Here is a 12,769-nt window from a genome sequence, read left to right on the forward strand (position 1 = left end):
TTTATTCGGGTTTACCAACTTAAATGAGGAATAACTCGTTGATTGGAAAAAATCTTGTTCAACAAATTTCGTTAAACTACCGACTATTTGTCGGAATTTTTCCCTAAATCCCGATATCCCCATCTCCCCATCTATCTTTTTTGAGAATGAAACAGCCCTACCCCTCGTTCCGGGGCGGGAGTGTCAAGTAGTTGGGACAGGATAACTTAAAGCATTCAGTTTGGCTTCTAGTTTTTCTTGAGAAACAAGACCAGGAATCCGTTCAATTATTTCCCCATTTTGGAAAATTAAAATTGTAGGGATGGCTTCAATGCGATGTTGAGTAGCAATTATTTCGGTATCGTCAATATTTGCCTTACCGACCTTAATTATCCCTTCCCATTGTGCCGCAACTTTCTCTATTATGGGATTCATTACCCGACAGGGACCACACCAAGCAGCCCAAAACTCTACCAGAACTGGGATGTCACTATTAATTACTTCTGTTGCAAAATTATCTGTGGTCAGGGTTATATATTTGGCCTGTTCAGTCATGATCTATTCTCCTAATGATATTTTTCTGTCAACTCTAAACGCTATCTAGCAATGTTTTTCAAGGCTGTAATAATTTCTCTAGGATCAAGTCTTTGAGTATAGTCAACATTGACAAAGCTATGAATAATTTTGCCGTCGGAGGCGACGACATAAGTCGCTGGGATGGGTAATTCAAAGGTATTATCTCCGTTATAAGCAGGAATATCAATACCAAATTGGTTGTAAATAGGTCTTAGTTCGTTTGCAAGAGTAAAAACTAAGCCAAATTGTTTAGCTACTTGATTTTTGCTGTCGCTGAGAACATCAAAGGTTAATTCGTTTTTTTCGCTGGTTGAAAGGGAATTATCTGGAGTTTCTGGCGAAATTGCGATTAAATTTGCGCCCAAAGTTTTGATCTCTGGCAAAGATTGTTGCAAAGCCCGCAATTCCAGATTGCAATAGGGACACCAACCACCACGATAAAAAGAAATTACTACTGCGCCTTTGCCTAAAACTGTCTGCAATTCGAGAATATTTCCCACGGCATCGGGAAGAGAGAAGTTAGGAACTATGTCTCCCACTTTTAGACTTTGTTCGCTGATCTTGGCATTCATTAAATCAGTTGTAGCTTGAGCCATTACCTCTTTAATTTCCTCGGGTTGATTAGCTTTAAATTGGGCGCGAAAATTAGTTAATTCTTCGGTTAAATTCATGATGATTTCCTTTTTTTGAATGAGTGTTCCAATAAAGAGCAAAAAAAATATCCCTAGCCCAATACCGATAAAATGACATTAACGATATTGTGTAAAGTATCGCGATCGCGGTTCACTTTCGCCACTACCCGTAAGCCTTGAAGACTACAGGTGAGATATTGGGCTAGACAAGCAATATTGCGATCGCTTTTAATTTGCCCTTTCGCCTGAGCTTGAGTCAAAGCATGTTCAAAAGCCTGAGTTACACAATGGAAATTGCGATTAATTGTCTTTTGAGTTTCCCCATCATCAGGACAGAGTTCGATGGCGGTGTTAGTGATTAAACAACCATAGCAATTTTGTTTTTCTACTGATCTGGTTACCAAATCTTGAAACAGATTAATGATGGTTTGTTTATCCGCATCAGGCATCTTGAGAGCAGCGATCGTGTTTTCCATTACGGTTTGTTCGTAGTGGGCGATCGCAGATTGAAACAAAGAGCGTTTATCCCCAAAGGTGTCGTACAAACTTCCTCGGTTAATACCCATAGTTTCGACCAAAAGTTGCATTGATGTTCCTTCATAGCCATAACGCCAGAAGGTATTCATTGCCTTGGCTAGTACTTCCTCTTTGTCAAACTCTTTTTTTCTTGCCATCAACTTAGTTATTTGACTCTGAAAAGAGCATAACATATTTTTGAATGATTGTTCAAGAATTATGATTTTATGATTAATCAATCACTTTAGCCGATCGCTGCTTTTGAAAAATTAGTAAAAGCGCGATCGCAACTATGAAAAATAAAATCCATAAATCAGGTTCAGGAACACCAGAAACTGTTGGCACCTCAAAAGGATTAAAAGGCGTATTCAATTGTTCCGCTCCAGTTTCTACTTCCCGATCAAAGCGATCGCTCTTAGCCTCAGCTTGCTTGAGCAATTCTCTTTGTTGATCATTAACTAGAACAATCATCGATGAATAAGGGGTCACAATATCGTAATCTTGAGCAATTTGATGAATAGAATCTAACTTGGCTAAAGAAAGCTTATTTTTGTCCTGTTGACTTAAGCTGTAAACTAACTGACGTGCGGCTAAGGGTTTAAGTTTATTCTCAGTAAGAGCATTTGCAGAGTTTGATTTTTCAACCGACCAACTATAACCATCAACAACTGATGAACTGCTAGCTTCTTCTGTTGCTAAACGTTTGATAACAGTAGGAACATCATTCGCAACTCCGCCATGACTATTTTGTATTGTTTGTAAAATAGCATCATCATAGGCTCTCGGAAGTTTGCCTCCCAGATGAATCATCCAGAAAGGAGAGTTGATTGCCATCACATCTTGATTATCACTAGACAATTCGTAACTACCCTCGTCAGTTACCAGCAGAACAGCATCATATTCATGACCATTGCGTAAATTTTGAAACTGCTGCAACATGTCTTGAGTTTGCATTGAGCCGAAAAATATAAGCGTATCAAGCTCTAAACTATCTATAGTTTCTAACTGTTGAGCTTTATTAGCTTCTGCATCAGTAAGATACAAATCAAGATAATTATTCGTTAAATTCGCTTGCCACCAATCAAAAGTTGCTTGAACTTCTGTTCTGTGATTTCTCATGCTATAAGAAGTATCAAGAATCAGAGCATATTTGTGATTTTGCGGTAAAGAATAATCTTGCTTATTCAATGGTTGAGCTGTAACAGTATATCCATCTTCTAACTTAATCTGGTGAGATATTCTAGTGGCATTTTGATTGTCACCCCAAAAATCTTCTAACCAATAATTGGCAAAAGACTTAACGCCCTTACCATTGCGAACTCGCTCAGTATTTTTTGTCCAAAAGATATTGCGTTTTTCTGCCAGCTTAGGCAGTGCCCAACCCTGTTCCTGTTCCATGACCTGATAAGTCAACCATAAATGCATTTTGGGTTGACTCTGGCTATTGGCTATTTCCCTGACAGATAATTGGGGAGGTACAGGAAAAGCTCGGAGGCGATATTGTCCTGGCCCCACTTGCTCTAACAGAGCAGGATCTATTGGCCGAGGTCGTTGTACCTGAGAATTATATACTTCCTGAGCCGCACCTCTGGGCGCAACTTGAAAAGGAAAGCGCAAATCCAAATTATCAGATTCTCCCAACCATAATCCGGTAATTGCAGCAGTTTCTGGTAAGGAGAAATAGTAGAGGATCTCTTCAACATCATTAGTTTTGTTTTGATACACTTCATGGATTTCAACATTTGCCCAATCTCCATGAGGATCTATCGTGACTTCTTGTTTTTCTAACCAGACTTTTTTCTGATCGATATTTAATAATCCTGCTTTGGCCTGATCAACAATGGAGGTAGATTGAATAGCATGACGCACTGATTTACGTTCCGCTTTTTGAATCGGAGTATCAAAAAACTCAGCATAAAGTTGGGCTGATTTTGGGACATCGTTTCGAGAACCGACGTAGAGAAAAGGTGAGAGCAGTTGATTATATCTATACTGTAAAAATGAAGCAGTCGATTTGGGTAAACCCAAATTCTTATAGATGCTATAGATATGATTATTATCTTCAGTTGTACTGAGATAACGATAGGGATATAAATTGGCGTTGACTAATCCTGTTCGAATCAGATCTGAAGAAGCCAAAAGTTCTTGCCTGTTTTGGGGTGTTTGCTCTAATAATGTAAATGCTTTGACTTGGGGTTGTTGATTGAAAGAAAATAAGAGAATTAGCCAAAGACTAATAACAGTTACACTACTAAAAATGGTCTTGAATTTTCCATATTCTTGAGTAAAAGCCCGTAAAATTCTTTGTCCTGAATTAACATATAAACCAGTGATAGCAAAGGGAAAAGCCATGAAAAGAGTAGCTGTAAAACCGAATAATCCTAAGAAGAGAAGGCCCCAAAATGAATATATAAAGATATAACCACTACTATCAGTCAAAACTTCCCAAAATTCTGGTATCCATTGCCCAGAGAAAAACCAAACTAAAAAAGAACCCATCCAGCTAATAACAACCGCAGCAGTGGGAATAGCATAAAATAAGAGAACCATTCCCAAATAAATACCCATCAATAGTAATAAAGTATGGGTAATCATTTGCACCCAGCTAGATACCTTCTGATTGTATTGATATCCTGCAAATAGCTCTACGGTAAAAGCAGAGATGCAAATAAATAAAGTTCCTAAAACTAAAGCACTTGCGAGAGTTAATTCGCGAATTAAAAATAAACGAACTAGACACGAGGTAAAAAATGGAGCCTCTACACCATAAAACAATCTCATCAATGTTTTTGGCTTTTTGATGAAATATTTTGCACCGATAAAAGTACAAACTGTAGGAACAGCAATTAGGGCAAATAAAGTAAGAGAAAAATCAACAGGAATATCTCCATTAAAGGTTGCTTCAATTAAAGGAATTCCTACGTAAGGTAAAATCCCTAAATAGACAACAGCAAGAAATAATAAATTCCAAATCCAAAAAATACTATGAAAAACCGTATTAGTAAATAATCTTAATTTCTTCATTGGTAGCTCAATATTTAATATTTAGTGTTTTGTTGACGGTTTGATATATATTCCTAGCAAAATCTTGTATTTCTGCACTATTAGGGTTTTCTTTCTCATCAAAAAGGACAGAAATCAAGACCCAAGTTTTATTTTTATGGGTTATATGCTCCCAAATACGAGATATGAAATCATCAGTAGTATCCTGGTCAGATTGAAACCAATAAGTTGCGGATAAGTTTCCATCTTGCAGGGATAGCCATCTAGCATGAATAGAATCACTAATGAGTTTTGATTTCATGTTATCGACTTTAAAGCCATTGCCGAGGAAACATAATTCTGGCGGATGATGGGATTGCCAACTATTACTTGCGACCATCAACATCGAGCCCGAAAGTTGATCTGATTGAAAGCGTAATTTTTGGACTAAAGGATTAGCCGGATTATCAAAAAAGTTGGCTTCTGCTGGAGTTAACTGAAGATTTTCGGTAACTATTGCTGGGGGTAAAGCGATCGCATCTAGAGAAATTGGACTAATTTGACTTGGTTTGATTTGTCCGATCAGTCCTAAAACAATAACAAGGGGTAATAACCAATTGAGATTCGATTTTTGTTTAAGATGGTTTGCTGGTTGAATAGCTGATTCTTTTTGAATATGTCGAGGAACTTTTTGCAAGAAAATCCAAGTTATAACACTTGCAAAAATAAAGCCAATAATACCCAAAGGTAAATGTAAGATGTGAGCTATTTGGGGTTGTTGCCAAACTTCGATAATGACGACTAAAGCAAGAACTCTAACAATATTTGCTATTACTAAAAACAAGAGATTTGCGATCGCGACTAGCAACCAACGCCAACCCAATTGACGACGTTCCAACCAAGTTGCACCTAATAAAAAGACTGTCCCTGTCCAAAGACTTTTCATGCCGCTACAGGGCAAATCTACTTGGGCAATCCCATTTTCCATGAGGATAATATCGTGGGAAGAAACTGCGCTGAGGTTGAAACTAGTTAGGGTATTCGCTACGGCATGGGCGGTGAGAACTCTGACGGGAAAGCCTAAGCCACTATTAAAAGCTGTAGAAAAAGGAATCACACAAGCTGCGATCGCGGTAATGGTTAAGCCCTTGCGCCAAGTGGATTCGGCCATGAATAAGCCAAGTAAACCATAGCTACCTAAGATGAAACAGAAAAAGGTTAGTTGGGGAATATTAATCAGCCATTTCAGACAAATTGCGCCTATTTCTCCCCCAATCATTAAACAAAGAGGATATAGATTTAATCTCGGAGTGATTGATTCAAGTTGGAAAAAACTATTACGACCTAATTGGACTAATAAAAATGTGACGACAATTCCTAAGACAATTAAATTTAAGGCTGAAATGTATTTCAATGAACTCAAAAACCATTGAAATGTCCAAATATTGCCTAAAAACCAAGCAGCAATCAAGAAAATGGTGCGGATATGCCCTTGCTGTTTAACGATAGGTTGGCTAACCATTGCTATTTATAAGTAATCAATAATTTAGTTTCTTGGGTAAGATACTAGAATCCATTGTAATAAACTCATAATTACAATGTGACAATTTATTTTTTGACTACTAATAAATATCACATTTCTTTACAGAATTATGTTTAATTAAATCTATCTCATAAGATCAAATTTTTACTTTTTAGCTTTTTTTAAAGCCCAATTACGAGTCAAAATAGTTCGCGGATGGATCGTTTTCTGAGAATTGATTAAATATTTCAAAGAATAGTCGCTAGTTTGCCAGGTACATTTATATAAATTCTGAGTGGCAATCTTTCTTAGAGCTTGTAATTCTGGAGTATTACCACGACTGGGCTCGATCGCATCGGCAATGAAAACAATACAACTTAATTTACTCATTCGAGGAGTTCCTAGAGTGTGATTAGCGATCGCGTCGAGAATCTCAGGATCTGCGATCGCAAATTCTTTTTGTGCCACGATCGCGCTAACATCTGCATGGAGTAAATGAGGATTATGCTTACAAACCGAATCGATCTCAATCTTATTTTTTTTAGCCAGATGTAAAAGTTTTTTGGGCGGGAAAAATTTGGCTAAATCATGTAATAATCCTGCCTTACCAGCTTTAATCGAATCTACTTGATAGATATCAGCTAAATCGATGCAAGTTTGCTCGACTCCCAAGATATGTTGTATCCGATGCTCAGAGACATTTTTTTGCAACCATTGGAGAACAAGAGCTCGCCAAGATTTATGATCATTCATCTTCAGTGCTTCTAAGCAGGTGGTTGTTCTAACCCAAGTCTAACTTAAGCAAATCTGTCCTTTAATCGAAGAGTGATCCCGAGCCTGAAAATTTCTTGAAGTTTTAGCAAGATCCGTGAAAACACCTGTATAGATTAAAGTAGATAAACTTATCAGTAATCAAAATGAAACAGATTAATTGGCGTAGGATATTGGGCTTTTCCCTCGCAGGAATTTTATTTCTTGTGACGGCTTGTAGCTCTGCACCACCTTCTCGCTTCGATCAAGCACAACAGGAAAGCACCTCCAAAGGTTCGAGCGCTGTTGTTAAAGAATCAGTATCTGGGGGCAGCTTTAACCGTTATTTCCCTAAATCAGGTAGTGGTTATAAAGTGACCTTTAGTCAAGAAAAGAAAGGTTTTGCTGAAGCAAAATTGAAAAAAGATGGTAAAGATGTTGCTGTAATGGCGATTTCTGATACTCTCAACAATCCTGCGGCGCAGAAAAAATTCCAAAATAGTAGTAGTAGTATCAAAGGTTATCCTGCTGCTAGTCAAGGAAAAACTGGGACTGCTGTTTTAGTTGGTGAGCGTTTTCAGGTTAAAGTTTTATCTCGCAATGATTCCTTTTCCGAAAGCGATCGCTCAACCTGGTTAAAAAAATTCGATCTTAGTGGTTTGGCTCGTTTAAAGTAAATCACAATCTCCCACGAATTTCATAAGTAGCTATTGGCTGAGAGCTAATAGCAAAGTGATTATAAATACGGCAAAGAAGAAACAATTATGGGCAAACCAATTCAAGAATTAGTTGATGATTTACCAAAGAGCAATATGACAACCCTCATGTTGCGATCGCTAGATTTTGTGGTCCCTGGACAATGGACAAATCTAGTGGGGTTTGAAAATACGATTCGCACAGTGACAGGAGAATCCGATGAAGAGATGATCCAGGCGATCGGTGAGCGAGCAATTTGGCTTTATAACGATAAATCTGAGGGTTATCAAAAAGCGATGTGGCTCTATGAAACAGTTGACAATGCTGATAGTGCCTTAGGAACAGCGGCTTTGGCGAACAAAGTGGGAAATAAAATTCCTTTGATTGGAGGACTATTAACTAAAGTTACTCCTAATCCTGATAAAGCTCAGTCCATAGATTTAGCTATCAAGTTAGTGGTTGAATTAGTCGCCTTTTGCCAGATTAATGGTATTCCTGGAGATAGTATCGGGGATTTTGTTGGTGCATTGGGTGATTATGGTGGCGAATCGCTGATGCGCATGGCAGCTTTAGTTTGTGTTGACGGTTTGATTCCTCTAGGTCCTGATTTTCTACAGAAAGTAGAGTCTACTATTAGCAATATGTCATCTCGGGATTTAGATTCTAATCAAACTTTTTCTCAGGTGAAGGAGCTTATTCCTGGGGGCAATTCCAAGGGTCAACTCAGCTTTATTGGGGAGAGTTTTGGCTCTGTGCAAGGTTGGATGAGCAATTTTGTGAGCGATCGCGGTCTGACTCCAGAAACAATCATGGGTAATTTAAAGAACTTTATCGATGTTTCTGACGATAAACTCGATTATGTAGCGGCATTTCTCGATATGACGACCAACTATTACGAACATACCGGCACCCAAACGATCGCAGCAAGATTAATCGAGCGAGCTGTAGCGGAAATATAATTCTTGAGGGCAGAGGGCAGAAGGTTTTCTTCCCTATCTCCCTATCTCCCCATCTCCCTATCTCCCTTGAAACATGAAACTTTACCTAATTCGTCATGGAATCGCAGTTGAACGTGGCATTTATGCCAATGATGCCGATCGCCCTTTGACGGATAAAGGTCGGCAGAAAACCCAAAAAGTTGCACAGCGTCTTTATGATATTGGTCTAAGATGGGACTTGGTGTTAACTAGCCCGTTAGTCAGAGCTTATCAAACAGCCGACATTTTGCAGGATAGAGGTCTGACCCAGCAGGTAGAGAAATCCTCTCATCTCTCACCTGGGGGGGATTTTCAAGATTGGCTCAGTTGGTTATCTGGGTGGCGCGATCGCTATTCTGACAAAAATCTTGCTTTAGTGGGGCATCAACCTAATTTGGGCAACTGGACAGAGCTTTTGGTTTGGGGGGAGGTCACGGGAAACATCATAGTAAAAAAAGCTGGTATTATCGGTATTAAGCTACCGATTTCTGGGACGCCAATGGGCAATAGTGAATTGTTCTTGTTAACTCCCCCTAAATATTTTGGCAATTTATAGACATTTATTGATATATCCAGATTTTAGAGCTTAACCAATGAAGTACAAGTTTATTAGCTAGTTAAACTTCTGAAAATCGTAACCAGAAACGTTTTGAAATACTCGAAGTTCAAACTCTGGAACAATAGACAAAATATGATCAAAAATGTCCGCCTGGATATTCTCATAATTTACCCATCGAGTATCTGAGGAAAAGACATAAATCTCTATAGGTAGACCATGTTCTGTCGATTGCAATTGCCTTACTAAAAAAGTAAGAGTATCACTAATTTGAGGATGAGCTTGTAAATAAGCCACAATATAAGCTCGAAATATGCCAATATTAGTAATCCATTTATCTTTTTTCAAAACAGCATTATTTGTTATATCAGTTTTTATATTATATTCAGTTAGTTCTTGATATTTTTTTTCTATATAATCGGACACATAATTCATTTTAGAAAATCTATTGAGCATTTCCTGATCGCAAAACTTAATTGAATTAAGATCAATATAAACAGCTCTTTTTATCCTTCGACCTCCTGATTCGGGCATAGTCCTCCAATTTTTAAACGAATCAGAAACCAACGCATAAGTAGGAATTAAAGTAATAGTTTTGTCCCAATTCTGAACTTTAACAGTAATTAAAGAGACTTCAATTACCGAACCATCAGCACCGTATTTGGGCATTTCAATCCAATCTCCTAATGCCACCATATTATTTGTAGTAAGTTGAATCCCAGCAATAAATCCGAGAATAGAATCTTTAAAAACAAGCATGAGAATTGCACTACCAGCACCAACTCCTGCCATAATATTAGTTAAAGGTTGTTGCAATAAATCAGAAACTATAAATAATATACATAAAACAACCAGCAAGATATAAAAAACCTGCACCAAAATCCGGACAGGAACAGTTTTTATTCTTTCGGAGGCTTCGCTAAATTTAACAAATAAATCTAAAACTTTACTAGTAAGTAAGAATATAATAATAGTTAAAGAGATACTTATTGAATGTTGTAAGAGCAAAACTCCCCAACTTCTCGTATAGGGAAATAATTGTAAAATCCAACCAGTTCCAGGTAACCAAATTACGGCATGTCCAACCTGAATCAAATTCTTATTCCACAACATGGATTGTGATTCAGGTTTTCTAGGAGTCAAATATTTGCGAAGCCAAATCAACAATAAACTTGCGACAAACATAGCAATTACTATTCCTAAACCAATAAAAAACTGACGGATTAAAAAAGTTTTTTGACGTTCCTGCCATGCCTTTGTTAAAACATCTTTAACTTTAATTGAGCGTATTTTGGCTAATTCTGGAATAGACATTCCGTAAAGTTGGGCGTCTTGACTAGTAATAGTCATTAAAATCCATTCTTGGGTTTGATCAATTTTGGAAATTTTGATCACTTGTTCATTATTAAGGACTGCCGGATTAACTTGTAATAAACTTGGTTCAATATTTCTTTTAACTATTCCAGTTAAAGTATTCTCAATATTTCTAACTCTAATGTTAATTTTGATATTTTCATCATTACTAGCCTCATAAATTGCCAGACTAGAAGCAACTTGAAAAACAATTCGACCATCAATCTTGACTGCACTGTAAATAATATTTCCCAGACTACCTGAGGTTTCATCAAACAATCCAAGATTACTCAACTCTTTTTGCTTATTGATTAGAGATTCGGAGTTTTGAGTATCTATTATGTCTTCAATGTTAGAAGACAAATCTTCACCAGAAGGCAATTCTTTTAATTGTTGTGCTGTAACATGGCTATTTATAAATAAAAGAAAGATTGTTACAAATAATAAAAGTAAATTTTTAAGAAATTTAGATATTTGCAATCTTAATTTTTTAGCTAAAACATGCATTTTCTAGGTCTCATAAAAATATTACATTACAAGAATTTCTATCAGCTCACTTGGCTTTTTGTTGAACAGTTGAGTTGATTTTCTGCTGAAGATCAATCATTGATTTTTGACTTACTTTGATCAATACACTCTTGGTTGATTGACCTATCAAGAGCTAATTATGATCAATGTGAATGCTGAGAACATCATTGCCAGCAACAGCGATCCGGTAAAACTTCCTGAATTATTTATTCCAATATTGGAATTCTCTATCCAATCGATAATTCTAAATATTTATTGTTAAATTTTGCCCCAGTCACTGAACGACCAGACCATTGAGGTGGCAAGATGATGTTGCGTCGTTGATCTCCTGCTTCAATGGTGATTTCCGGCCCGTATTGGGTTAGTTTAACTTGTTTTTTATCAAATCCAGGTAAAAAGACCTTGATTTTCTTCTCGGCAATCTCAATCGAAGTTGGCTGGGGAATAGAGCTTGTAGTCGTAAAACTTGGCAAGGCATCGATTAAAGTTTGCCAATCACCAGACTCTATTTTAGGCAAAGAGGTAATAGGTAAAGGCTGAAAATCATTACTTAAGGCATTATCATTACTATCTTGGTTGAGTAAAACTCCACCCACTGTTAAACCTATTTGTTGGGCGCTACCCCAAAGATATTGGGCTTTGGCGATCGCAATTTCATCAGCAGTCGTAACCAGATAGGCAATCACTCGCTGGGGATCTTCTAGGGCCTCCTTGCCTTTTTCCAACATCTGACTCGCATCTTTAGTCGATTCGGAAGTCAAATCATCAGCATTCCAAGATACATTGAGCACGGCACTGGTTACTGGTTGTACGAAAGGAGATAGAGTCTTAACAATATCCGATTCTTGAAAAACGCCTTTAAAGCGACGAATATACCAACTCAAAATTTCTGGCATCCCAAACATTCTCAAAGTACTCAAATCCCCTGCCCCATCGTAGACAATAGCATCATACTTATTACTGTTGTCATATTCTCTGAGGGCATTGAGTGCTAGGGCTTGATCCATTCCGGGAAGGATTCCCAGTTCTTGACCGTAAACATTCTTGAGTATTGGCGATCGCAAATACTGCTGTTCTAATTTTTTAGCTTCTGCCCAACTTTGCTCCAACAAAACCGTCGAGTTCATTTGAACCACAGACAAGTTGGCCGCAATTTCTTGAGGTTCGGCGGTAACGCTGATTCCCAATGTGAGAGCATAGGCAGGACTAGAATCCTGCCCGATCAAGAGAACTTTTTGCCCTCTAGAAGCAAGCTTTTTCGCAGCAGCGATCGCAATTGTTGTACGACCAGTACCGCCTTTACCCAAAAATGTGACGATCGAGGACATAGTAATTTTCGCTAGGATTAAGTAGATAATCAGAGTTAGGCTACTGGTTTTACTTCATCTTCAAAAAACCAAGTAGCGGATTTATCATCAAACTGGATGATGACCCCGACGCCACTACCATCAGTCATTTTATATTCCTTGATGGTGCCAACCTTGCCTAATTTATCAGCAACATTGTTGGATACTCTGTCTCTAATGCGATAGACCTTGACTTTTTGCCCGATTTCCATTTTTTACTTCTTGTATTCTAAAAATTTAATTAAATTAGCCAACTCACAGTGTAAAGCAAAATACTACCCATTGTTAAGCGTCTTTCCCCTCACTCCAAATAGCCAAAGAACTTACAATCGAGGGGGAAGAGTGCCCTCTGCCTT

Annotated in this window: 12 protein-coding genes; 3 read left to right on the forward strand and 9 right to left on the reverse strand. The window is 37.7% G+C overall.

The window, feature by feature from the left end:
- Window positions 1-183: 183 nt before the first annotated feature.
- The 6 genes from trxA to yqeK form a co-directional block, all read right to left on the reverse strand.
- A complete protein-coding gene (trxA, locus tag XEN7305_RS10205) occupies window positions 184-534 on the reverse strand; it encodes a thioredoxin (protein ID WP_006509331.1) in 351 nt (116 codons plus the stop codon).
- A 41-nt stretch (window positions 535-575) separates the two neighbouring features.
- The gene (locus XEN7305_RS10210; protein ID WP_006509332.1) at window positions 576-1,226 is read right to left on the reverse strand and encodes a peroxiredoxin-like family protein; all 651 of its coding nucleotides are present in this window, start codon (window positions 1,224-1,226) and stop codon (window positions 576-578) included.
- A gap of 53 nt (window positions 1,227-1,279) precedes the next feature.
- Window positions 1,280-1,861, reverse strand: coding sequence for a TetR/AcrR family transcriptional regulator (locus XEN7305_RS10215; protein WP_040897414.1), 582 nt, complete (start codon window positions 1,859-1,861; stop codon window positions 1,280-1,282).
- 73 nt (window positions 1,862-1,934) lie between these two features.
- Window positions 1,935-4,727: a TIGR02921 family PEP-CTERM protein gene (locus tag XEN7305_RS10220; RefSeq protein WP_006509334.1), complete on the reverse strand. Its 2,793-nt coding sequence runs from the start codon at window positions 4,725-4,727 to the stop codon at window positions 1,935-1,937.
- Window positions 4,728-4,734: 7 nt separating this feature from the next.
- Window positions 4,735-6,207 (reverse strand): exosortase O, encoded by a 1,473-nt coding sequence (gene xrtO / locus XEN7305_RS10225; RefSeq protein WP_006509335.1) that lies wholly within the window; start codon window positions 6,205-6,207, stop codon window positions 4,735-4,737.
- A gap of 165 nt (window positions 6,208-6,372) precedes the next feature.
- Entirely contained in the window at window positions 6,373-6,960 is a 588-nt protein-coding gene (gene yqeK / locus XEN7305_RS10230; protein WP_006509336.1) for a bis(5'-nucleosyl)-tetraphosphatase (symmetrical) YqeK, read from the reverse strand.
- 164 nt (window positions 6,961-7,124) lie between these two features.
- On the opposite strand from yqeK, the gene XEN7305_RS10235 reads away from it, so the two are divergent.
- The 3 genes from XEN7305_RS10235 (at window position 7,125) to sixA (ending at window position 9,186) form a co-directional block, all read left to right on the forward strand.
- On the forward strand, window positions 7,125-7,634 hold the full coding sequence (locus XEN7305_RS10235) for a hypothetical protein (protein ID WP_006509337.1): 510 nt from the start codon (window positions 7,125-7,127) through the stop codon (window positions 7,632-7,634).
- Between the two features lie 87 nt (window positions 7,635-7,721).
- Window positions 7,722-8,612: a hypothetical protein gene (locus tag XEN7305_RS10240; RefSeq protein ID WP_006509338.1), complete on the forward strand. Its 891-nt coding sequence runs from the start codon at window positions 7,722-7,724 to the stop codon at window positions 8,610-8,612.
- A gap of 73 nt (window positions 8,613-8,685) precedes the next feature.
- Complete coding sequence (sixA, locus tag XEN7305_RS10245; RefSeq protein ID WP_006509339.1) at window positions 8,686-9,186, forward strand: phosphohistidine phosphatase SixA; 501 nt, start codon at window positions 8,686-8,688, stop codon at window positions 9,184-9,186.
- A gap of 57 nt (window positions 9,187-9,243) precedes the next feature.
- On the opposite strand, the gene XEN7305_RS29540 is transcribed toward sixA, so the two are convergent.
- From XEN7305_RS29540 to XEN7305_RS10260, 3 genes are all read right to left on the reverse strand, one after another.
- Entirely contained in the window at window positions 9,244-11,046 is a 1,803-nt protein-coding gene (locus tag XEN7305_RS29540; RefSeq protein ID WP_006509340.1) for a mechanosensitive ion channel family protein, read from the reverse strand.
- 248 nt (window positions 11,047-11,294) lie between these two features.
- On the reverse strand, window positions 11,295-12,395 hold the full coding sequence (locus XEN7305_RS10255; protein WP_006509341.1) for an ArsA family ATPase: 1,101 nt from the start codon (window positions 12,393-12,395) through the stop codon (window positions 11,295-11,297).
- A 35-nt stretch (window positions 12,396-12,430) separates the two neighbouring features.
- Window positions 12,431-12,625: a DUF2862 domain-containing protein gene (locus XEN7305_RS10260; RefSeq protein WP_006509342.1), complete on the reverse strand. Its 195-nt coding sequence runs from the start codon at window positions 12,623-12,625 to the stop codon at window positions 12,431-12,433.
- Window positions 12,626-12,769 lie beyond the last annotated feature (144 nt).

It is taken from the genome of Xenococcus sp. PCC 7305 (assembly GCF_000332055.1).
GTDB lineage: Bacteria > Cyanobacteriota > Cyanobacteriia > Cyanobacteriales > Xenococcaceae > Xenococcus.

Coding starts and splice junctions, on each gene's coding strand:
- trxA (WP_006509331.1), bottom strand. CDS start 534: ATGACTGAACAGGCCAAATATATAACCCTGACCACAGATAATTTTGCA.
- XEN7305_RS10210 (WP_006509332.1), bottom strand. CDS start 1,226: ATGAATTTAACCGAAGAATTAACTAATTTTCGCGCCCAATTTAAAGCT.
- XEN7305_RS10215 (WP_040897414.1), bottom strand. CDS start 1,861: ATGGCAAGAAAAAAAGAGTTTGACAAAGAGGAAGTACTAGCCAAGGCA.
- XEN7305_RS10220 (WP_006509334.1), bottom strand. CDS start 4,727: ATGAAGAAATTAAGATTATTTACTAATACGGTTTTTCATAGTATTTTT.
- xrtO (WP_006509335.1), bottom strand. CDS start 6,207: ATGGTTAGCCAACCTATCGTTAAACAGCAAGGGCATATCCGCACCATT.
- yqeK (WP_006509336.1), bottom strand. CDS start 6,960: ATGAATGATCATAAATCTTGGCGAGCTCTTGTTCTCCAATGGTTGCAA.
- XEN7305_RS10235 (WP_006509337.1), top strand. CDS start 7,125: ATGAAACAGATTAATTGGCGTAGGATATTGGGCTTTTCCCTCGCAGGA.
- XEN7305_RS10240 (WP_006509338.1), top strand. CDS start 7,722: ATGGGCAAACCAATTCAAGAATTAGTTGATGATTTACCAAAGAGCAAT.
- sixA (WP_006509339.1), top strand. CDS start 8,686: ATGAAACTTTACCTAATTCGTCATGGAATCGCAGTTGAACGTGGCATT.
- XEN7305_RS29540 (WP_006509340.1), bottom strand. CDS start 11,046: ATGCATGTTTTAGCTAAAAAATTAAGATTGCAAATATCTAAATTTCTT.
- XEN7305_RS10255 (WP_006509341.1), bottom strand. CDS start 12,395: ATGTCCTCGATCGTCACATTTTTGGGTAAAGGCGGTACTGGTCGTACA.
- XEN7305_RS10260 (WP_006509342.1), bottom strand. CDS start 12,625: ATGGAAATCGGGCAAAAAGTCAAGGTCTATCGCATTAGAGACAGAGTA.